The organism is Staphylococcus sp. EG-SA-10 (assembly GCF_017151945.1).
In the GTDB taxonomy this organism is placed as follows: domain Bacteria; phylum Bacillota; class Bacilli; order Staphylococcales; family Staphylococcaceae; genus Staphylococcus; species Staphylococcus aureus.
On record NZ_JACVZJ010000006.1, the window covers coordinates 113,510 to 135,487 of the forward strand.

Below are 21,978 nucleotides of genomic sequence, written 5' to 3' on the forward strand. Positions count from 1 at the left end.
TACATCATACGACAATTTATGGTTTGATTACAATTTTCATGCTTTAATCAAAAGCAAATTTAATTTTATACAAATTGTTGAATATAATCAAAAGCATTTTTTAAAATTAAAATCGCAGTAATAATAATAAATAATACTTTTACATAGCCAACACCTTGTTTGATAGCAAAATGAGCCCCAGTATATGACCCAGCAATCATGCTTGAAGCCATAATTAAACCTATTACATAATCTACTTGTCCTAATACCATAAATAATACAAGCGCACCTATATTAGAAGCAAAGTTCAAAACTTTAGCATTTCCTGCAGCACTTAAAAAATCAAAACCAAAGACTAACAATACAAAAAGCATAAATGAACCTGTTCCCCCACCTACAAATCCATCATAAAAGCCGATTAATATAAAAAGTGCTGCAAATAGTATGGCTTTCTTAAATGTAAATTGAGTAAACGTACGTGTATTGCCCCAATCTTTTTTAAGTAATGTGAATATAAACACCGACGAAAGTGCAATAATGATTAAAGGTTTCAATATTTGTGACGGAACCATCGTTGCAATATATGCTCCACATGCAGATGCCAAAAATACAAAACCAAATAATTTGGCAACAACATATAAGTCCACTTTACCGGACCTTATAAACTTTATCGTACTAGTTAAAGAACCAAATGAACTTGCCAATTTATTTGTACCTAAAGCCACAGATGGTGGTAGACCGATTGCTAATAATGCTGGCGTAGAAATTAAACCGCCACCCCCTACAACCGAATCTATAAACGCCGCGATAAAACCAAATAAAATTATGATTATAATCATCGTTAAGTTCAAATCCATAGTTTAACATCCCCTTATGTTTAAATTTACTCTAGGATTTTATTTATAAAAAGTCGTTTATTAATTGGTTTGTTTGCTGTTCTTTAATAGTTTTATAATCACTAGTTATTTCAAGTGTTTCAATATTTTCAACAGCACGATTAATCATCTCTTCAAAATCAAAGACACTTTCATATTGAACTACCTTATCAAAGTTTGGTTCGGTTACTGGATTTTTAGGGGTGAAAATTGTACAACAATCTTCAAATGGTTGAATAGATGTTTCAAATGTACCAATTTCTTTCGATTTAATAATAATTTCTTCTTTATCGTAAGTTAATAAAGGACGTAATACAGGGGTAGACGTTACATTATTAATTGCATACATGCTATGAAGTGTTTGACTGGCTACCTGCCCTAGGTTTTCACCATTTACAATAGCTAAAGCCCCTATTTGATGTACTAATTTATCAGCAACACGCATCATCATACGTCTCGTTGAAGTCATTGTATATCTTGGATGTACAACTTTATTTACCTGTTTTTGCAATTCTGTAAATGGTACAATATGCAATTTAATTGGTCCAACACGTTCAGCTAAAATACGTGTCAATTCAATAACTTTTTCTTTTGCTTGATCACTTGTAAATGGTGGACTATGGAAATGAATCGCTTCAATTGTTACACCACGTCTCATCACTTCCATTCCAGCAACTGGTGAGTCTATGCCTCCTGAAAGCATTAGCAACGTTTTACCACCTGTACCTACTGGTAAACCACCAGCACCAGCTACCACTTCTTCATACATATAAATTGCATCTAATCTAACTTCTACTCTAATTTCATGATCTGGTCGTTTAACATTCACTGAAATATTGTCGAAGTGCTTCAATACTGCACCACCCAATTCACGTTGTAATTCATACGTATCCATTGGGAAATTTTTATCGGCACGCTTCACATCAATTTTAAATGTGCTGTTTTCTTCAAATTGCTGCGCAAATTTAATTGCCGCTGCACTCATTGCCTCTAATGTTTTTTCTACTTTTAATACCGGACTAATAGATTTAATACCGAAAATTTTTGATAATCGATATGTTATTTCATTTATATCTGCATGGTCTTCAAGTTCAATATACATACGATCTCGTTTGCCTTTAACGACAAACCCATCAAGTCCTTTTAATGACTTATTTACATTATTTCTTAATTGATTTACAAATTTCTTTCTATTTGAACCCTTTAATGTTAACTCCCCGTATCTAACAAGCAAGTGATCATACTTCATTATTTTAGCAACTCCTTAATTTCCTCATAAATGATGATAAATATTTCTTTAAACCTTGCTATATCTTCTTTAGTTGTAGTAGCCCCAAATGATAATCTTATACTACCTTCAATAGACTTGTCTGATAATCCCATTGCAGCCAATACTTCATTTAATTTATTACGTTTTGATGAGCAAGCACTTGTTGTAGAAATCATAATATCGTATTTTGAAAATGCATTGACTAACACTTCACCTTTTACACCAGGAAAACTAATGTTTAAAACAAAAGGAGAACCTGAAGCGGATGAATTAATATAAACACCTTGATATTGGCTTAAAAATTGACGCAGATTTACATTTAAATCTGAAACAAAATGATATAGTGCGTCGCGACGTTCACTTGCCATTTTCATCGCTTTAACCATAGCAATATCATTTGGCAAATTGACTGTACCACTTCTAACACCATACTCTTGACCGCCACCTTGAATGATTGGCTCAATATTTTGAATATGATTAACAAGTAAGACGCCTTGACCTTTTAACCCATTAAATTTGTGGCCACTTAAACTCACGCTATCTACGTTATTGAAATCCATTGAAATTTTGCCGAACGCTTGAACCGCATCTACATGAAAATGTGCTTTAGGATAATTTTTTATAACTTCAGCCATTTGTGGAATGGGTTGAATTTGACCTGTTACATTATTTACATACATACATGTTACTAAACCGACTTTATCGGACATTAAATCGTTAAAATGTTGCAAATCAATCGTGCCATCTTTTGTTACATCAACATATTTAACTTTAAAGCCTTCGCGCTCTTCCAAATATCTGACAACTTCTAAAACAGACGGATGTTCTAAAACAGATGTAATTATTTCTCTTGCTGTATCAAATTTACGATAAGCCACACCTTTAAGCGCGATATTGTTAGATTCCGTTGCACCACTAGTGAAAACAACATCATATGTCATATTAGTATTGACCATATCATTTATTTGAACTTTTGCTTGCTGTAATAATTGATCTGCTTGCAAACCAGCTTTATGCGGACTATTCGGATTATAATACATTGATTGATTTACTTTTAAATAAGTATCTAACACTTCTTCAAATGCTTTCGTCGTTGCCGCATTATCTAGATATATCAAAATAAACACTTCTCTTTCATTAATCATCAATCTTTTAAAATTGTTTTTACTCAAGCATTATACTATTATCACATAAAAAATAAAGGCTATAACAAAAATTAATCATTTTTCCACCCATTTTAATAAGAATTGAACTATTTCACTCTATGCATACAGCTGTGGAACGACGCATTTTTGCTACCTACATTAATTCAACGATCACATTGAATGACATTTATCTTTAAACGATTGCTAAATTGATTCTCCCTATCATATATCCATATAAAAAAAGAAGCTAGACAACATACAGTTGGCTAACTCCTATCACTTCGTAAAATACGATTAAGTTTAATAAATGCTATTGCTTAATAACTTCTTCTTCAATATGTTTAGTGACACCTGGCTCAACACTTTCAAGAGCTTGCTCTGCTATTTCAATCGCACGCTTATAGCGATTATTTTTAAATAATCGTTCAGCTTCATTTAAGCTCTTATCAACATTGCTATAGTCCTTACGATATCTATTTCCATATTGAATTAATTTCTCTGCATAAACAGCATTAACAAGAACATCATTTGCTTCATCTTCAAATGTATTCATTTGAATCACAATTTTAGACACTTTATCTTTTAACTGTTTAACGTGTATTGGACGTTCACTAAATTGTTCGTTAACATCACGAACTTCATGATCAATTTCATTTTTCATGATGATAAACCTTTCAGGAACGCTTGTTAAGTTAGAAGCAAGTAATCGACGATACACTTCTTCTTTCTTCGATTGTACTCGTAGCAGATTGTCTTCTGCTTCTGCTTCATCTTCACGCAATTGAATCAGATGATTTTGTAGCTTTTCTTGTTTGTCATTAATAACTGTGACATGATCTTCTAAATATTGTAAATTATCCTGAACCTCGCTATATCGTACAGCAGATTTAGACATTTCTTTTAAAATATCATCATATACAGAAATTAAACTTTGAATTTCATTTTCAAATTGACGAACACTTTGAGCATCAGATTCATTTATATAGTAGTTTTCACGTACATATTCAATTTCTGTTTGCAATGTATAATTCATGTCTTTAGCTTTGAATAAGTTATCCGTAATGATATCTTTTGTTTCTTCGACATCATTTTTAGCTTTAACTTCATGTTCAATTAAATCATACATGTCATCTAACTTATCATTGATATTAGCTAGTTTATCATTAGCTTCTTCTAATTCTAAGCGGCTAATTAATGGTTCAACGAAACTAAGCTCTGTTTTTAAGCTTTGTAATGTACTGTCTACTTTTACGTGATCCAGATCATACCCTTCAACTTTAAGATCACGGCAACCATATTTTAAATCTTGGAATTGACCAGGTAATTCTTTTTGAGTTTCTCTAATTAATTCTGGTATTTCTTCCATATAAGATCTTAGCTGTTTCATTTGTTCATTCAAGGCAGCTATATGGTTGTGCGCTTGTACATAATTACCATCAGCTTTTAGTACTTCATATTGCTCTAACCTTGGCTCGAATTTTTCAATTTCAGTTTCAAGAAGACTTGCTGCCTCACCAAATTGATGACGATTTGCTAAAACATCACGTTTCATTTCACGATAATCAACCTTACATTTGTCATATAATTCATCATTATCTTTGTATAACGCAATAATTTCATTTACATCTTCTAATTGTTGCTGATAGCTTTGTTCGTAACTATCCATCAACTCATTTGCATCATCAATTTCACTTTGAGATGCGTTGAAACTAAATTTATCTAATAAAGCCTCAGCATTATGGATTTTTTCTTCCACAGGAGCTAGATACTTATTTGTACTTTCTACGTTGTCCTTTTTCATTGCATCGTATTTCGTTTTTGTTTCACCTTTTAAATTCAACTTAGATAATTGTGCAAGGTTTTGATCAAAAGGTAACGTCTCAATTTCATTTTTACGTTCGATTGCTTTTTCAATAATTTGTCGTTTATTTGAACGTAAATAGAATAATACACCTACAGCAATCAATATAATCACAATTATTGCCAAAATGATATATAACACCATATGCTTCTCCTCCTAATTTATCATTACTATTATAACGTAATTTTGCTTAAGGATAAATTATAAAATGAATTTATTGCCATAATATTTTCGAAATTCTATACTATTATAAAATCTATGAAAATAAGAGGTTTTAAATATGACAACAATTAAGCCAACAAACTACACATTATTAAAGAAACAAGCAGCAAGCCTTATTGAAGATGAACATTACATGATTGCTATTTTAAGTAACATGTCTGCCTTATTAAATGATAATCTAGATCAAATTAATTGGGTCGGCTTTTACTTATTGGAACAAAATGAACTTATACTTGGACCTTTCCAAGGACACCCAGCTTGTGTCCACATTCCAATTGGAAAAGGTGTATGTGGTACAGCCGTTTCAGAACGTCGTACACAAGTTGTAGCTGATGTCCATCAATTCGCAGGACATATCGCTTGTGATGCTAATAGTAAGTCTGAAATTGTCGTTCCAATTTTCAAAGATGATAAAATTATCGGTGTCTTAGATATCGATGCCCCTATAACGGATCGATTTGATGACAATGACAAGGAACATCTTGAAGCAATTGTTAAAATTATTGAAAAGCAACTCGCATAAAAGGACATCAGCATTTTCAATAAAGTGTTGACAGTTAGCAGGAAAATGTTACAATAAACTTTGTGTGAATTAACGAAAGTAGCAGTTGTATATTATTGAGCGCTATGTTGTTCCCAATGCGGACGTGTCACGTAACTGTCGCTATAAGGTGAAGACACATAAAACAATATATCTTAGTAAGCATGCAACACTCTTTTTTGTTTATTCATAACAACAAAAAAGAATTAAAGGAGGAGTCTTATTATGGCTCGATTCAGAGGTTCAAACTGGAAAAAATCTCGTCGTTTAGGTATCTCTTTAAGCGGTACTGGTAAAGAATTAGAAAAACGTCCTTACGCACCAGGACAACATGGTCCAAACCAACGTAAAAAATTATCAGAATATGGTTTACAATTACGTGAAAAACAAAAATTACGTTACTTATATGGAATGACTGAAAGACAATTCCGTAACACATTTGACATCGCTGGTAAAAAATTCGGTGTACACGGTGAAAACTTCATGATCTTATTAGCAAGTCGTTTAGACGCTGTTGTTTATTCATTAGGTTTAGCTCGTACTCGTCGTCAAGCACGTCAATTAGTTAACCACGGTCATATCTTAGTAGATGGTAAACGTGTTGATATTCCATCTTATTCTGTTAAACCTGGTCAAACAATTTCAGTTCGTGAAAAATCTCAAAAATTAAACATCATCGTTGAATCAGTTGAAATCAACAATTTCGTACCTGAGTACTTAAACTTTGATGCTGACAGCCTAACTGGTACTTTCGTACGTTTACCAGAACGTAGCGAATTACCTGCTGAAATTAACGAACAATTAATCGTTGAGTACTACTCAAGATAATACCGTTCAATAAAAACACCCACAACTGTGGGTGTTTTTTTATTAATTTAAAAATGATAGATTCAAGATTATATGGAGCTCCCCTATTTTACAATCAACTTAGAATTTACAAGTCTTATTTGTTGAATAATCTATAATATTTCATCATTAGTTTTTAAAATTATCAATTGCGATATACGAAACCTCATCCCTCTATCAAATTACCATTCATCGTCTCACTTAATAAATAATTTCGGATTATCTGTAATTAATCCATCTACACCCATTTGTCTTAATTTTTCTCCAGTTTTCAATTTATTAACTGTGTATGGCATAACCTGTAATTGATGATGATGTGCTTCATCAACAAATTTTCTGGTCACTAATGCATAATTAGGATTAACATAACTAGCAATTTGAGCAATTCTTGAAAAGTTTGGCTTTTTATACCAATACTTACGTTTACTACAAAGCACACCTAATTCATATATACTGCCTAATGTGTTTAACTTTTCGATGCATTCGATATCAAAAGATTGTATAACTACTTGTGTCGCATCGACTTTCTTTTCTTCCAAAAATGCCAGCAATTTACATTCTATTCCTGGATATAAATTCGGACTTTTCAATTCGATCAATAGCTTTTTATCAAACTTTAAGCATAATGAAAGTACTTCATCTAACGTGGGTATTCGTTCTCCCTTAAAAGCAACATCTTTATAACTACCAAAATCAAATGATTTTAATTGCGATAATGTGTAATCAGCAATACGCCCCTTACCATCCGATGTTCTATCAATTGTTTCATCATGTATCACAACAAAATGTTGGTCTTTGGTCAAATGAACATCTATTTCTAACATAGCAACGTTGAGTCCCATTACCTCTCGATAACCGACCATTGTATTTTCAGGAAAATCACTCGGCAATCCGCGGTGCGAAACAATTTGTAATTCATCTTTCAGTTTATTCAGAGTCATTGATAAGTCACCTTTCTGTTAAACTTTGATAAACTATTCTAAAATTAAACTATCACAATTATATTGGAGGTTAAAGCAATTGCATCAACATGACTTTAAAGTCCAAACTTCTTGGCAAGGTGGTCGTAACAATGTCGGAAACGTTCAAGGCGACATACTTTCAGAGAATATTTCAATACCTGCTTCTTTAGGTGGTGTTGGTATAGGAACAAATCCCGATGAAATGTTAGTATCAGCCGCTTCATCATGTTATATCATCTCATTAGCAGCTACTCTTGAACGTGCAAAGTTCACAGATATTTCAATTGAACAACAATCGATTGGAACAGCTTGTTTAAATAATGGAAAATTCAGTATGTCAAAAATTGTGCACCATCCTCACATTGAAATTCCAAGTGATCAAATAGCACAATTAGAAAAGCGATTACCAAAATTGATAACAATTGCAGATAATAATTGCATGATTTCAAATGCTGTAAGAAATAATGTGGACATAAAAATCTATCCCATCATTCAGGCCAAATAAAATCGTTAAGTGATAACATTTGTTCGACAATATAGCGTTATCACTTTTTTTAGGCTTTTAAATTTTCAGAAAATTTGCTAAAATAGTGAAATCTTATTTATAGGAGGCATATAAATGTATTATCATCAACCGTTGTTATTAACACCTGGCCCAACCCCTGTACCTGATGCCATTATGAGAGAAATTCAAGCACCTATGGTTGGTCATCGCTCTAAAGATTTTGAAGACATCGCACAACAAGCATTTCAAGGTCTAAAGCCAATATTTGGGAGTCAAAATGATGTACTTATTTTAACATCTAGCGGTACAAGCGTCTTAGAAGCTAGTATGTTGAACATTGTAAACCCTGAAGATCACTTCGTTGTCATTGTTTCAGGTGCCTTTGGTAACCGATTTAAACAAATTGCACAAACTTATTACAAAAATGTGCATATTTATGACGTAACATGGGGAGAAGCTGTAGATGTCAAAGATTTCATCAATTACCTTTCAACTTTAAATGTTGAAGTTAAAGCAGTATTTAGTCAATATTGCGAAACATCTACGACAGTGCTACACCCTATTCACGAGTTAGGAAATGCCATCAATCAATTTAATAGTAATATTTATTTTGTAGTTGACGGCGTAAGTTGCATTGGTGCTGTTGATGTTGACATTAACAAAGATAAAATTGATGTACTTGTTTCTGGTAGTCAAAAAGCAATTATGTTACCTCCAGGATTAGCTTTTGTAGCTTATAGCCACCTTGCAAAAGAACGTTTCAAAGAAGTAACTACACCAAAATTTTATCTAGACTTAAATAAATACATTTCGTCACAAGCTGACAATTCTACACCGTTCACACCAAATGTGTCTTTATTTAGAGGTGTAAATGCATACGTTGAAACCGTAAAAGCAGAAGGTTTCAATCACGTAATAGCACGACACTATGCAATTAGAAATGCATTAAGAAGCGCCTTAAAAGCATTAGATTTAACTTTATTAGTCAATGATAAAGATGCATCTCCAACGGTTACGGCATTCAAACCTAACACAAATGATGAAGTGAAAATAATCAAAGATGAACTTAAAAATCGCTTTAAAATAACAATTGCTGGTGGTCAAGGCCATCTTAAAGGTCAAATTTTAAGAATTGGTCATATGGGGAAAATTAGTCCTTTCGATATTTTATCGGTAGTATCTGCTTTAGAAATTATTTTAACTGAACACCGTAAAGTTAACTATATCGGTAAAGGTATATCAAAATATATGGAGGTTATTCATGAAGCAATTTAATGTACTCGTTGCAGATCCCATATCAAAAGATGGTATCAAAGCATTATTAGATCACGAACAATTCAATGTAGATATTCAAACTGGCTTGTCCGAAGAAGCATTAATCAAAATTATACCTTCATACCATGCTTTAATCGTTCGTAGTCAAACTACGGTTACTGAAAATATCATAAATGCTGCTGATTCTTTAAAAGTAATCGCACGTGCCGGTGTTGGTGTAGATAATATTAATATTGATGCTGCAACATTAAAAGGTATTTTAGTTATTAATGCCCCAGATGGTAATACGATTTCAGCTACTGAACATTCACTAGCAATGTTATTATCAATGGCTCGAAATATTCCGCAAGCACACCAATCACTTACAAATAAAGAATGGAATCGAAATGCATTTAAAGGTACTGAGCTTTATCATAAAACATTAGGTGTCATTGGTGCTGGTAGAATTGGTTTAGGTGTTGCTAAACGTGCGCAAAGTTTCGGAATGAAAATACTAGCTTTTGACCCTTACTTAACGGATGAAAAAGCAAAATCTTTAAGCATTACGAAGGCAACAGTTGATGAGATTGCCCAACATTCTGATTTCGTTACATTGCATACACCACTAACACCTAAAACAAAAGGCTTAATTAATGCTGACTTTTTTGCCAAAGCAAAACCTAGTTTGCAAATAATCAATGTGGCACGTGGTGGTATTATTGATGAAAAGGCGTTAATAAAAGCATTAGACGAAGGACAAATTAGTCGGGCAGCTATCGATGTGTTTGAACATGAACCTGCAACTGATTCGCCTCTTGTTGCACATGATAAAATTATTGTTACACCTCATTTGGGTGCTTCAACAGTCGAAGCTCAAGAAAAAGTGGCAATTTCTGTTTCAAATGAAATCATCGAAATTTTAATTGATGGTACTGTAACGCATGCAGTGAATGCACCTAAAATGGACTTAAGCAATATAGATGATACTGTAAAATCATTCATCAATTTAAGCCAAACAGTTGGTGAATTAGCTATTCAATTAATGTACAATGCACCAAGCTCTATTAAAATTACGTACGGTGGCGACTTAGCCTCTATTGATAGTAGTTTATTAACACGTACAATTATTACTCATATTTTAAAAGATGATCTTGGTCCTGAAGTCAATATTATCAATGCTCTAATGCTGTTAAATCAACAACAAGTGACATTAAATATTGAAAATAATAAAGCAGAGACAGGTTTTAGTAACTACTTAGAGGTAGAACTATCAAACGATAGCGATTCCGTTAAAGTTGGCGCTTCTGTCTTTACAGGTTTCGGTCCAAGAATTGTTAGAATTAATAATTTTTCTGTAGACTTAAAGCCAAATCAATATCAAATTGTGTCATATCATAATGATACTCCAGGTATGGTAGGTAAAACTGGCGCATTGTTAGGTAAATACAATATCAACATTGCATCTATGACTTTAGGTAGAACTGAAGCGGGCGGAGATGCGCTAATGATTTTATCCGTTGATCAACCTGTTTCAAACAATATAATTGATGAACTTAAACAAGTTGGTGAATACAATCAAATTTTCACAACTGAATTGACGGTACAGTCATAAACAATTTATGTAAATTCAAAATGCCAAGAAGACATTGGATTACTTCCATTGCTTCTTGGCATTTTTCCATTATTAATTTCATTGTAACTCAATATGAAACCTTTGGTTCAATCATTCACTTCAAGTTATGCTGTCAAACAACAATCAAATTACAAATTATCTAGTACACCTCTAAGTTCACCTAAATGATTAATAACATAGTCGGCATGATGCGCTTCTAACTCACCTGCAGCATCCTTACCTTTTAAACCTGTTAATGTTCCAATAAACGTTGCACCTATTTTTTGAGCACTTAATAAGTCAGCTAACGAATCGCCTACTATAAATACGTCATCTTTATTTACAATGTTATCTTGCTTATTGATATAAGATTCATATTTATCGCGATTATTACCATATAAAGCTGCGATATAACTAAAAGGATTCGGCTTTCCTAATGGTCGTGCTTGCGGATACATATTCTCTGCTTCTAAAACATCACTTGCTGTTGCAATAAAATCAGCTTCAAAATATGGTAACAATCCTAAATTTTCAAATGGCACAACAGTCTCAGTATAAGGACGACCTGTTGCAATACCTAATTCGAAACCAGCACCTTTTAAATCATTCAGAAGTACCTTAACTTCATCTACCGGTCTCAAAATAATTTCTTGATAAATATAACCTGTCTTAAAAGTAGTTCGTGCTATTTTCTTTTCAACCTCTTCATACAACTTCGATCCTAGATACCATTCTTGATAAACTTCTTGCGCTAACGTCCATAATGCACCCTTCAAACTAAATAAAGTAGCATCCGAAACATGTAACTCTGTTATTGCAAACTCTTCCAAAGCAGCATAAATATTATTTTTACCAACTTTTACATTATCCAAAAATTGTAAAGGTAGTTGTTCATTTAAATTAAAACGGTCTGCTAAGTTTGTGCTTATATTTTGCAACTTCAATTCGACAGGCTCATCTTGATACATGAATGCCTCAATTTCATCATGTGATAACTTTTTCAAAATATCAATTAAATGAATACTAAAAACGATAAATAACATATCCCAATTTGAATTCAGCCCTAGCGATTTTAATTTGTTTAAAATCTTATCTTTTTGAAAAATTCGATTCCTAATGTCTTGTATATCGTTATCAGTCAAAGTTTCCCAATCTATATGTGAATGAAGACCTAAATAACACTTATCCATTAATAATTCATATACCGTTAATGCAGAGACATCGAAACAACGTTCTTCACTTAAAAAAACGCCATCAACATCAAATAAAATTTTCTTCACAATCCCCACTCCATTTCTGAAAATTCAGATATAAATCATTCTACTATTTGACTAAAAAAAGCGCAAACCCTATTGAAGTTAGAATTGCGCTTTAGTTGATTAAATTTTATAAATGTTTTTCAATTTCATCAGCAACCTGCTGTACGTGTGTACCGACAATAACTTGAGTTGAATGTTTGCCATTAACAGTAACACCAACTGCACCGGCGTTTTTAATCTTCTGTTGATCAATAATAGATGTGTCTTTTAACTCTAGACGCAACCTTGTTGCACAATTGGTTAAATTAACAATATTCTCTTGACCACCTAAACCTTCTAATATTTGTATAGCATGATTATGATATTTACTTTGTTTAATATCATTTTCACCAGGAGCAATATTATCTTTTACAACTGTTGGATCAACTAATTCATTTTCACCTCTACCAATCGTATTTAAGTTAAATACTTGGATTACTACACGGAAAATCACATAGTATAAGATGAAGAATACAACACCTTGAACAAGCAACATCAATGGATGATTTGATACTGGATTAATTAGTGATAACACATAATCTATCAAACCTGCACTAAATGAAAATCCAGCTGTCCAATGGAATGTAGCTGCGATAAATAAAGATAATCCTGTTAATAACGCATGAACAACATATAAGATTGGCGCAACAAACATAAATGCAAACTCAATCGGCTCTGTAACACCAACGAAAAATGCTGCAACTGAACTCGCTAGGAACCAACCGTAAACTTGTTTTTTCTGAGTAGTTTTAGCTGTATGATACATTGCTAACGCAGCCGCTGGAATACCGAACATCATGATTGGGAAGAATCCCGCTTGATAGCGTCCTGTAATACCTTTTATAGCATCTTTGCCACTTTGGAATTTACCAATATCATTAATACCAATCGTATCAAACCAGAACACACTATTCAGTGCATGATGTAATCCTGTAGGAATTAATAATCTGTTGGCAACACCATATACGAAAGCACCAAATGATCCTAAACCAACTATAGATTCACCAAATTTTACAATCCATGAATAAAGTAGTGGCCATAAGAATAACAATATGACAACTAAAAATGTACAGTAAAATGCAGTCATAATTGGAACTAGACGTTTACCACTAAAAAATGATAATGCTAATGGTAATTCTGTTTCACTAAACTTATTGTATGCATAGGCTGCTATTAAACCTATTACAATACCAACAAAGACATTACCATTATTCATTTTTTCAAAAGCTGAATTTATTTCAGAAGCTTTCATTCCTAATAAAGGCGCTAATTTCATTGGTGATAATACAACTGTAACTAAAAAATATCCTAACGCAGCTGCAAGCGCGACTGCACCATCATTTTTCTTTGCCATTCCTATAGCTACACCAATTGCAAATAAAATACCTAATTGCTCTAAAATCGTAGTACCTACCGTAGTAAAGAACATTGCGATTTTCGGCGCCGCATGAAGTGCATTTAACGTATTACCAATTCCGGCAATAATTGCTGCAGCCGGTAAAATGGCAACTGGTAACATTAACGAACGCCCTAAATTTTGGAAAAATTTATACATTGAATGTCATCCTTCTTAAAATAAGGTAGAAATATAAAGATTACTAATGTAACTAGAATAACTACTTCGATACTCCGTTATAGTCACCTAGGCTTACTAACCAGCTATATTTCTACCTCAAGTTATTTTATAAACTTTTTACAATTTCATGCAATTCTTGTTGTAACTTTGCTGTTCGTGTTTCAATCTCTTTTGTAATGTAATCGATACGCTCGTTTCGTTTTAAATCTTTAGGTAAATCGTTAATATCGATTGGTTTACCAATATTTATGTATGCTTGTCCTGTTAAAAGACCATGAATCTTAGTAGGACCAACATAAGCAACAGGTAATATTGGTGACTTACTTAACATTGCAATTGTTGAAGCACCACGTTTCAAAGGTGCACCTTCTTGCGATGTGCGAGAACCTGTTGGGAAGATACCAACTGTCTTATTATCTTTCAACAAATTGATTGGGCGTTTTAAAGTACTAGGTCCTGGATTTTCACGATCTACAGGAAATGCATTTAAAGACGTTAAAAATTTACCAATCCATTTATTTTTGAATAATTCTTTTTTAGCCATATAATGAATTTGATTAGGATATAATGCCATACCTAGCATAATGACTTCGTTATAACTTTCATGCGTACAAGTTACGACATATTTACTATCCTTAGGAATATTATCTTTACCGATTACGTATAATGATTTTGACATTTTAACTAAAATGAAATTCAAAATCTTACTAATCACTGAATACATTGTGCCACCTACTTAACTTATTTGTTTATAACAACTAGATTTTATCACTATATTTTTACTAGAACAAGATAGTCTGAAAATACATCTAAAGTTGTATAGTGTATTACTAGCAATAATTATAAAAAAAAGACATAATTAAAGCATATATAAATCATATAATGGAGGTTAAGTATGTCAGATTTTAATCATACAGATCATTCTACAACAAACCATAGCCAAACACCTAGATACAGAAGACCTAAATTTCCATGGTTTAAAACAGTCATCGTTGCATTGATTGCTGGAATCATTGGTGCACTTCTAGTACTTGGTATAGGCAAAGTATTAAATAGTACAATTTTAAATAAAGATGGTTCAACTGTCCAGACAACAAATAATAAAGGTGGCAATCAATTAGACGGTCAAAGCAAGAAATTCGGTACCGTTCATGAAATGATAAAATCTGTCTCCCCTACAATTGTTGGAGTTATTAACATGCAAAAAGCATCAAGTGTAGACGACTTATTAAAAGGCAAATCATCTAAACCATCTGAAGCCGGAGTAGGTTCAGGTGTCATCTATCAAATAAACAACAATTCAGCTTATATCGTTACAAACAATCATGTTATTGATGGCGCAAATGAAATTAGAGTCCAATTACATAATAAAAAACAAGTTAAAGCGAAATTAGTTGGTAAGGATGCAGTAACTGATATTGCTGTACTTAAAATTGAAAATACTAAAGGTATTAAAGCGATTCAATTCGCCAACTCTTCAAAAGTACAAACTGGTGATAGCGTATTCGCAATGGGTAACCCATTAGGATTACAATTTGCTAACTCTGTAACATCAGGTATCATTTCAGCAAGTGAACGTACTATTGACGCTGAGACAACTGGTGGCAATACAAAAGTCAGCGTTCTTCAAACAGATGCTGCTATTAACCCAGGTAACTCAGGTGGCGCATTAGTAGATATTAATGGTAATTTAGTTGGTATTAACTCAATGAAAATTGCTGCGACACAAGTTGAAGGTATCGGGTTTGCCATTCCAAGTAATGAAGTTAAAGTAACAATTGAACAACTTGTAAAACATGGTAAAATTGACCGCCCTTCGATTGGTATTGGTTTAATTAATTTGAAAGATATTCCTGAAGAAGAGCGCGAGCAACTTCATACTGATAGCGAAGACGGTATTTATGTCGCAAAAGCTGATAGTGATATTGATCTTAAAAAAGGTGATATTATTACAGAAATTGATGGCAAGAAAATTAAAGATGATGTTGATTTAAGAAGCTATTTGTATGAAAATAAAAAGCCTGGTGAATCAGTCACTGTTACCGTTATCCGTGATGGTAAAACTAAAGAAGTTAAAGTGAAATTAAAACAACAAAAAGAACAACCAAAACGTCAAAGCCGATCAGAGCGTCAATCACCTGGCCAAGGCGATAGAGATTTCTTTAGATAATTTACAGACAGAAAAGTACATTAAGAGCCTACTCATATTCATTCCTAAGAATGTAATGAGTAGGCTCTAATTTATTTAGCTATGCAATTATATTTATTGATAGTTAACCATGAAGTATTTTTTCTTACCGCGACGAATAATCGTAAATTCGCCATCAATTTTATCTTCTGGTGCTAAAGCATAATTAACATCTTGTTGTCTCTCACCATTAATATAAATCGCACCATTGTTAACATCTTCACGTGCTTGTCGTTTAGAAGGAGAAATGCCTGTTTCAATAAGGACTTCAACGATATTTGTTGTGTCATTTGATAATGTCACTTGAGGCACATCTTTAAATCCATCTTTTAATTCTTTCGCTGATAATGATTTTAAATCACCACTAAATAATGCTTGTGAAATACGGATTGCATCATTTAATGCATCTTCACCATGAATAAATTTAGTTACTTCTTCAGCTAATGTTTTTTGAGCTTCACGTAAATGCGGTGCTTCATTTTTAGATTGTTCTAAGCGATCAATTTCTTCTTTTCCTAAGAAAGTAAAGTATTTTAAGAATTTAATTACATCTTCGTCTGATTGATTAATCCAGAATTGATAAAATTCATAAGGACTTGTTTTTTCAGCATCTAACCAAACAGCACCTGACTCAGATTTACCAAATTTCTTACCATCTGATTTAGTTACAAGCGGAATAGTTAAACCGTATGCGTCTGTTTGACCATACATACGACGCATTAATTCAATACCACTTGTGATATTACCCCATTGATCTGATCCACCTACTTGAATCTTACAATTCAGTTCTCTATTCAAATGACCGAAATCAATAGCTTGTAAAATCGTGTATGTGAATTCTGTATATGAAATACCATGTTCTAAACGACTTTGGATTGAATCTTTACCTAACATGTAATTAACGCCGACGTGTTTACCATAGTCACGTAAAAAGCTAATTAATGAAATTTGTCCTAACCAGTCTCTATTATTAACAAGCACTGCACCATGGTCTGTTCCAAATTCAAAAATATTGTGCATTTGCTTACTAATACCTTCGATATTTTTATCTACTTGTTCTTCTGTTTGTAGCACACGTTCTTCTGATTTACCCGATGGATCACCAATCATACCTGTACCACCGCCAATTAAAACGATAGGACGATGTCCATGTTCTTGAAAACGTCTTAAGGTTAAGAATGGTAGTAAGTGACCAATGTGTAAGCTATCTGCCGTTGGATCGGCACCGCAGTATAACGTCACTTGTTCTTTATTTAATAAATCTTCAATACCTTGTTCATCAGTTTGTTGATAAATAAGGCCTCTCCATTTTAAATCTTCAATTAATACATTCGTCATTATTAATTCCTCCTATTTATAATTATTTAGTGAATATTTGTTAAAATACTTTAAAGCTTTTTGAACGTAAAAAAACCCTTACAACAAATATGTAAGGGCGCGATTGCACGTTACCACCAAACTTAAACATAATCATAAGATAATGTTCACTCTATTAATGATACGTTCATTAATAAACGTAGGACATGTTAGTTATAAAGGTGTATTCATACTATTAAAAACACTAGTTCACAGCGACCACTAGCTCTCTGATGATTTCAAATAATATTACTTGTCCTTTTATCCTATTCTTTATGCATTTTCCCTAATTATAATTAACGTTAAAATAAAAGTCAAATTGCTTAAATATGGTATACTATACGTAATTTAGGAGGTTAAAGATGACGAATCAAGACAACAATCATCAATTGAATCATCGTATATATCATTTTGAAAAGATATATAAAGCTATCAAACATGTCATTGTTTTTATATTTATGATTTTCATTGCCATCGTTGCTATCGCTGTGATTGCGATGTCTTTATATTTTCATCATTTAACTAAAACGTCCGACTCATTATCAGATGATGCTTTAATAAAAAAAGTTCGACAAATACCTGGCGATGAATTATTAGATCATAATAACAAAAATTTGTTATATGAGTATAATCATTCTCAAAACTCACTCATTATAGGCCCTAAAACATCAAGCCCAAATGTCATTAAAGCATTAACGTCATCTGAAGACACTTTATTTTATAAACATGATGGCATCTTACCAAAGGCGATTTTAAGAGCAATGATACAAGATATTTTTAATACTAATCAAAGTTCAGGTGGTAGCACAATTACACAACAACTTGTTAAAAATCAAGTTCTTACCAACGAAAAAACATATAGTAGAAAAGCAAATGAACTTCGCCTAGCAATTAGGTTAGAACACCTACTCTCAAAAGATGAAATTATATATACATATTTAAATATAGTTCCCTTCGGTAGAGATTATAATGGCGCTAATATTTCCGGAATTGCATCCGCTTCATATAGTTTATTTGGTATTCCACCAAAAGATTTATCAATTGCACAATCTGCATACCTTATCGGTTTGTTGCAAAGCCCATATGGCTATACACCCTACGAAAAAGATGGAACGTTAAAATCAGATAAAGATTTGAAATATAGTATTCAAAGACAACATTATGTATTAAAGCGTATGTTAATCGAAGATCAAATCACTGAAAAAGAATACAACGACGCATTAAAATATGATATTAAATCACATTTGTTAAATCGAAAAAAGCGTTAATTGATGTTCAGTTTTTAAAGTAACCACAACAAAGCATCCAAATATTAAAAACAGCAGTAAGATTATTTTCAATTAGAAAATTTCTCACTGCTGTTCTTTATTTTAAATACTCTAAAGGAAAGCCATTAAACCAATCAATAGTTTATAATTTAATTGCTTTCACATTGTCTACAAAGTTAATCATACATATGCTATATCCAGTTAATTATTTAGATTCTTTTCTGAATTTAGGAATGAATAAAGCTAACATACCTAGTAACGCATATAAGCTCCACCATGATTGGCTTGAAGTTGTTTCTCCAGTTTTTGGTAGCATTTTAGATTGACTAAGTTTGTTTTCTTTCGATGGTGTGCCGGCCTTTTCTTTTGTTTTCACTGTTTTGTCTACAGTTTTATGAATATCACTCGGCAGATGTTCAGTTGTTTTTTTGTCAGTAACTTTGATAGTACTGATAGGATGATATTTCATTGTATCAATGTTTGTTTCAGTTCCAGTATTATTAACTTTATTTTTATCGGTAATATGATCCAGCTGTATGACTTTGTCTTTATTTTTATTAGAGTCTTTATCAGTATCGACATAAGATGACATTCCAACGCTATTATCAACACCCTTATCAGTGTCTTTAGCAATTTGAGTATCCATTTCTTTAAGATCATACTTATCGAAGTGAGTGTTACCCGACATATCGGATAAATGATCAACATCATGATGCGCATCTTTGTCAACACTACTATCAGTATCTTTAACCATGTCAGACTCTGGTTCTATCAAATCTACTTTATCAGTTGCCTCACTTGGAGTTGTTTCAATACTGTTATTTGTAGCTGTATCCGTTGCAGTAACATTATCTTCTTGTCCTGTTTGTACATTTAGCGGTTCACTCGTGTTATTTTGTGATGTGTCATCATCTTTTGTCTTGATATCCTGATTTATAATTCTGACATGATATTGACCTTCATAACCAATGTTTGCCACAACTACTTTAACAATCGCATTGTAAACTGCTTTGTCAGGTATATATGGGAAAATCAACGTTCTAGAATTATTTTTAGTATCTTTAGAAACAGTTGTGACACGTTTACCTTCTACAATTAAATCTTTCCAGTAACTGTCATCCTTTGTTTTCATCACTACATATTTTTGACCATTTAAAGTTGCTGTATAGAATGGATGTTCAACAAATCCATCCATGACTGACTCACTATTTTCTTCACTTTCAAAAACAACAAAATGAGCCTCTTGTACATCTGTTAATTGATCATTTGTAGGTGTAACATTTTCAAATTCTGTCACTGCAGACTTAACTTGATCGGCTAACTCAACTCTCGTTTGGTCTAATTTCTTTTTATATTCTGCCTTATATTTTTCTGGCAATTTCTCTTGTAATTTTTCTAATTCATAAACTTGTCTTTCTAACGTTTTAGCTTTGTGATACGGAGCTAATAATTTTTGTAAATTGTATGTTTCCTCATCCACATAGTCGTCTGGGTTATTAGTAATAGGCTGTGCAAAGACCATTAGCGTATAATCATAGTCTTCATGGATGTTCTCACCATATTCAATAGATGACACAATTTTAACTTCTCTCGTACCATTAGATACTGGGAAACGAATATAGGCATAATCTTTATCAGAATCATATGATACTAATTCGACTGGTAACTTTTTGTCACCTTCATAAACTTCAAATTTCTTCCATGTTGAAGCTGTCTTTAAACCTAATTCAATTATTGGTCCTGTTTTTGTAAAAATGACAGTTGCTGGTTCAACAGTACTAGCATAATGATAGAACTGTCTTTCACCTTTATCATTTTTCATTTGAAAATCAATTGGTCGCCAATTATCAGCTGTATGTTCTTTATCGATGATAGCCGGGTTTTTAATTGCATCTTGTAGCGATTCATCTGCTGGTGGATACTGTTGATTAACATCCGACTGATTACTTGACTCATTCGTTTTATCGTTAGTATTACCATTAGAATTTGTTTCATGAGCTGGTTGGCTTGACGCTTGATCTGCATTCGCTGACGATTTTGGTTGTGCAGGTTGACTCATATCGGTCGTTGCCTGCGGTTGATTATTAGCATTGTTGGTCGTTGATGTATTTTGATTAGATGTATTCGTATTTGTTTGATTACTTGCATCTGAACTTGATTGATCATTCGTTGTTACTGCATCATTTGTATCTGATTTTACAAGTGAAGGATCGTTATAAATAGGTTTAGCAAATACTAATTTAGTATAATCATAATTTGTTTCAGGTTCATCATCAATTTGAGTTGAAGAGACAATTTTCAGCTCTTGCGTACCATCTGAAACAGGGAATCGAATATAGGCATGGTCTTCTGGAACAGGACTATAAGATACAAGTCTCACTGGCAATTTTTGATTGTTTTCATATACTTCAAACTTTTTCCATGTTGAAGCAGTGTTTATATCTAATTCAACCTCTGCTTTCTTTTTAGTGTAATATACATCTGCTGGATCTTTGATACTGAAAAAGTGATAGTACTGCGTTTCATTGTTTTTATCTAATAATTGAAAATTAACTTGTTCTCTTGGACCTATGTCATGTTCTTTATTTTCTACTGCAGGATTTTTAATTGCATCTTTAAGTGATTCATCCGCTGCAGGATAGTTTTTCGCAGTGTTTGCTGGTTGCGTAGCAGGTTGTGTTTGATTTGTATCTTTTGGTGGCTGAGTCGTAGTTGCATTATTATTTTGATTTTCCGAGATTTTGTCTGAAGTATTTGTATTTTCTGCTGCTTGCGCTTGATGTTGAGAAGTAATTAAAAATAGTGTACTGACAATGACCGATGCAACGCCTAGAGTTGATTTTCTAATAGAATAGAAAGACCTTAATTTTGGGTGATGTTTGTTCATGTTGTTAACAACTCCTATAAGATAGTATTTAATTGATAATAATTATCAATATCAATTGTTAGTGTTAATTGTAGCGCATACCAATTAAATATTGCAACCTATTTTATTAAAATTTTTTAATATGAATATTCATTGCATCGCTTTCCTATTCTTCAAGCCCACTTTTTATCTTCGAATACATTAATTAACTACCTTCAAACATTGCCTTTAGATTCACCAAATTGAATCTATTTTTAGCACAGCAAAAAAACCGAACTGCTGAAATAATGCATCTCCAACAGTCCGGTCTATTAAACTATTTACTTATCTTTATTAAACAATTGCCATGATATA

Annotated in this window: 19 protein-coding genes and 1 pseudogene; 9 read left to right on the forward strand and 11 right to left on the reverse strand. The window is 32.6% G+C overall.

What is annotated here, in order from left to right; genetic code table 11:
• Window positions 1–65: 65 nt before the first annotated feature.
• The 4 genes from IDG45_RS06965 to ezrA form a co-directional block, all read right to left on the reverse strand.
• On the reverse strand, window positions 66–836 hold the full coding sequence (locus IDG45_RS06965) for a sulfite exporter TauE/SafE family protein (protein WP_000365322.1): 771 nt from the start codon (window positions 834–836) through the stop codon (window positions 66–68).
• Window positions 837–879: 43 nt separating this feature from the next.
• Window positions 880–2,103, reverse strand: a complete 1,224-nt coding sequence (thiI, locus tag IDG45_RS06970; protein ID WP_000872665.1) for a tRNA uracil 4-sulfurtransferase ThiI — start codon at window positions 2,101–2,103, stop codon at window positions 880–882.
• Entirely contained in the window at window positions 2,103–3,251 is a 1,149-nt protein-coding gene (locus IDG45_RS06975) for a cysteine desulfurase family protein (RefSeq protein ID WP_072357848.1), read from the reverse strand. The genes thiI and IDG45_RS06975 overlap by 1 nt, the downstream gene beginning before the upstream one ends.
• Before the next feature lie 328 nt (window positions 3,252–3,579).
• Window positions 3,580–5,274, reverse strand: coding sequence for a septation ring formation regulator EzrA (ezrA, locus tag IDG45_RS06980; RefSeq protein WP_000244865.1), 1,695 nt, complete (start codon window positions 5,272–5,274; stop codon window positions 3,580–3,582).
• Window positions 5,275–5,410: 136 nt separating this feature from the next.
• Here ezrA and msrC point away from each other — a divergent pair, with 136 nt between their 5' ends.
• On the forward strand, window positions 5,411–5,875 hold the full coding sequence (msrC, locus tag IDG45_RS06985; RefSeq protein WP_000207596.1) for a free L-methionine (R)-S-oxide reductase MsrC: 465 nt from the start codon (window positions 5,411–5,413) through the stop codon (window positions 5,873–5,875).
• Between the two features lie 243 nt (window positions 5,876–6,118).
• Window positions 6,119–6,721 (forward strand): 30S ribosomal protein S4, encoded by a 603-nt coding sequence (rpsD, locus tag IDG45_RS06990; protein WP_000090512.1) that lies wholly within the window; start codon window positions 6,119–6,121, stop codon window positions 6,719–6,721.
• 215 nt (window positions 6,722–6,936) lie between these two features.
• Here the strand turns inward: rpsD and IDG45_RS06995 are convergent, their stop codons facing one another.
• Entirely contained in the window at window positions 6,937–7,680 is a 744-nt protein-coding gene (locus tag IDG45_RS06995) for a glycerophosphodiester phosphodiesterase (RefSeq protein WP_000174276.1), read from the reverse strand.
• Between the two features lie 79 nt (window positions 7,681–7,759).
• Here IDG45_RS06995 and IDG45_RS07000 point away from each other — a divergent pair, with 79 nt between their 5' ends.
• The 4 genes from IDG45_RS07000 to IDG45_RS07015 all read left to right on the forward strand — a co-directional run bounded on the left by IDG45_RS07000 (window position 7,760) and on the right by IDG45_RS07015 (window position 11,261).
• Window positions 7,760–8,206, forward strand: coding sequence for an OsmC family protein (locus IDG45_RS07000; RefSeq protein ID WP_000553924.1), 447 nt, complete (start codon window positions 7,760–7,762; stop codon window positions 8,204–8,206).
• 114 nt (window positions 8,207–8,320) lie between these two features.
• Complete coding sequence (locus IDG45_RS07005; protein ID WP_000291425.1) at window positions 8,321–9,481, forward strand: pyridoxal-phosphate-dependent aminotransferase family protein; 1,161 nt, start codon at window positions 8,321–8,323, stop codon at window positions 9,479–9,481.
• A complete protein-coding gene (gene serA, locus IDG45_RS07010) occupies window positions 9,468–11,072 on the forward strand; it encodes a phosphoglycerate dehydrogenase (protein ID WP_000808837.1) in 1,605 nt (534 codons plus the stop codon). The genes IDG45_RS07005 and serA overlap by 14 nt, the downstream gene beginning before the upstream one ends.
• 93 nt (window positions 11,073–11,165) lie before the next feature.
• Window positions 11,166–11,261, forward strand: coding sequence for a hypothetical protein (locus IDG45_RS07015; RefSeq protein ID WP_031761395.1), 96 nt, complete (start codon window positions 11,166–11,168; stop codon window positions 11,259–11,261).
• On the opposite strand, the gene IDG45_RS07020 is transcribed toward IDG45_RS07015, so the two are convergent.
• From IDG45_RS07020 to IDG45_RS07030, 3 genes are all read right to left on the reverse strand, one after another.
• Window positions 11,222–12,352: an HAD family hydrolase gene (locus tag IDG45_RS07020; protein WP_000721711.1), complete on the reverse strand. Its 1,131-nt coding sequence runs from the start codon at window positions 12,350–12,352 to the stop codon at window positions 11,222–11,224. The genes IDG45_RS07015 and IDG45_RS07020 overlap by 40 nt on opposite strands.
• A 106-nt stretch (window positions 12,353–12,458) precedes the next feature.
• Window positions 12,459–13,925: an N-acetylglucosamine-specific PTS transporter subunit IIBC gene (gene nagE, locus IDG45_RS07025; RefSeq protein ID WP_000276354.1), complete on the reverse strand. Its 1,467-nt coding sequence runs from the start codon at window positions 13,923–13,925 to the stop codon at window positions 12,459–12,461.
• A 127-nt stretch (window positions 13,926–14,052) separates the two neighbouring features.
• Window positions 14,053–14,670, reverse strand: coding sequence for a lysophospholipid acyltransferase family protein (locus tag IDG45_RS07030; protein WP_000287588.1), 618 nt, complete (start codon window positions 14,668–14,670; stop codon window positions 14,053–14,055).
• A 171-nt stretch (window positions 14,671–14,841) separates the two neighbouring features.
• Between IDG45_RS07030 and IDG45_RS07035 the strand changes: the two genes are divergently transcribed.
• Entirely contained in the window at window positions 14,842–16,116 is a 1,275-nt protein-coding gene (locus IDG45_RS07035) for a S1C family serine protease (protein ID WP_001279341.1), read from the forward strand.
• Window positions 16,117–16,209: 93 nt separating this feature from the next.
• Here the strand turns inward: IDG45_RS07035 and tyrS are convergent, their stop codons facing one another.
• Window positions 16,210–17,472 (reverse strand): tyrosine--tRNA ligase, encoded by a 1,263-nt coding sequence (tyrS, locus tag IDG45_RS07040; RefSeq protein WP_000186029.1) that lies wholly within the window; start codon window positions 17,470–17,472, stop codon window positions 16,210–16,212.
• Between the two features lie 380 nt (window positions 17,473–17,852).
• Here tyrS and IDG45_RS07045 point away from each other — a divergent pair, with 380 nt between their 5' ends.
• Window positions 17,853–18,758 (forward strand): transglycosylase domain-containing protein, encoded by a 906-nt coding sequence (locus IDG45_RS07045; protein WP_000184373.1) that lies wholly within the window; start codon window positions 17,853–17,855, stop codon window positions 18,756–18,758.
• On the opposite strand, the gene IDG45_RS07050 is transcribed toward IDG45_RS07045, so the two are convergent.
• Both IDG45_RS07050 and harA read right to left on the reverse strand, forming a co-directional pair.
• Window positions 18,738–18,830: a hypothetical protein gene (locus tag IDG45_RS07050; RefSeq protein ID WP_042904638.1), complete on the reverse strand. Its 93-nt coding sequence runs from the start codon at window positions 18,828–18,830 to the stop codon at window positions 18,738–18,740. The genes IDG45_RS07045 and IDG45_RS07050 overlap by 21 nt on opposite strands.
• A gap of 133 nt (window positions 18,831–18,963) precedes the next feature.
• On the reverse strand, window positions 18,964–21,645 hold the full coding sequence (gene harA, locus IDG45_RS07055) for a haptoglobin-binding heme uptake protein HarA (RefSeq protein ID WP_001032777.1): 2,682 nt from the start codon (window positions 21,643–21,645) through the stop codon (window positions 18,964–18,966).
• Between harA and IDG45_RS07060 the strand changes: the two are divergent.
• A pseudogene (locus tag IDG45_RS07060) lies at window positions 21,644–21,733 on the forward strand (hypothetical protein). The gene harA and the pseudogene IDG45_RS07060 sit on opposite strands and share 2 nt — an antisense overlap.
• Window positions 21,734–21,978 lie beyond the last annotated feature (245 nt).

Excerpts from the sequence above, each read along its gene's own strand:
- IDG45_RS06965 (WP_000365322.1), bottom strand. The coding sequence starts at position 836 with ATGGATTTGAACTTAACGATGATTATAATCATAATTTTATTTGGTTTT.
- thiI (WP_000872665.1), bottom strand. The coding sequence starts at position 2,103 with ATGAAGTATGATCACTTGCTTGTTAGATACGGGGAGTTAACATTAAAG.
- ezrA (WP_000244865.1), bottom strand. The coding sequence starts at position 5,274 with ATGGTGTTATATATCATTTTGGCAATAATTGTGATTATATTGATTGCT.
- msrC (WP_000207596.1), top strand. The coding sequence starts at position 5,411 with ATGACAACAATTAAGCCAACAAACTACACATTATTAAAGAAACAAGCA.
- rpsD (WP_000090512.1), top strand. The coding sequence starts at position 6,119 with ATGGCTCGATTCAGAGGTTCAAACTGGAAAAAATCTCGTCGTTTAGGT.
- IDG45_RS06995 (WP_000174276.1), bottom strand. The coding sequence starts at position 7,680 with ATGACTCTGAATAAACTGAAAGATGAATTACAAATTGTTTCGCACCGC.
- IDG45_RS07005 (WP_000291425.1), top strand. The coding sequence starts at position 8,321 with ATGTATTATCATCAACCGTTGTTATTAACACCTGGCCCAACCCCTGTA.
- serA (WP_000808837.1), top strand. The coding sequence starts at position 9,468 with ATGAAGCAATTTAATGTACTCGTTGCAGATCCCATATCAAAAGATGGT.
- IDG45_RS07015 (WP_031761395.1), top strand. The coding sequence starts at position 11,166 with ATGAAACCTTTGGTTCAATCATTCACTTCAAGTTATGCTGTCAAACAA.
- nagE (WP_000276354.1), bottom strand. The coding sequence starts at position 13,925 with ATGTATAAATTTTTCCAAAATTTAGGGCGTTCGTTAATGTTACCAGTT.
- IDG45_RS07030 (WP_000287588.1), bottom strand. The coding sequence starts at position 14,670 with ATGTATTCAGTGATTAGTAAGATTTTGAATTTCATTTTAGTTAAAATG.
- IDG45_RS07035 (WP_001279341.1), top strand. The coding sequence starts at position 14,842 with ATGTCAGATTTTAATCATACAGATCATTCTACAACAAACCATAGCCAA.
- tyrS (WP_000186029.1), bottom strand. The coding sequence starts at position 17,472 with ATGACGAATGTATTAATTGAAGATTTAAAATGGAGAGGCCTTATTTAT.
- IDG45_RS07045 (WP_000184373.1), top strand. The coding sequence starts at position 17,853 with ATGACGAATCAAGACAACAATCATCAATTGAATCATCGTATATATCAT.
- harA (WP_001032777.1), bottom strand. The coding sequence starts at position 21,645 with ATGAACAAACATCACCCAAAATTAAGGTCTTTCTATTCTATTAGAAAA.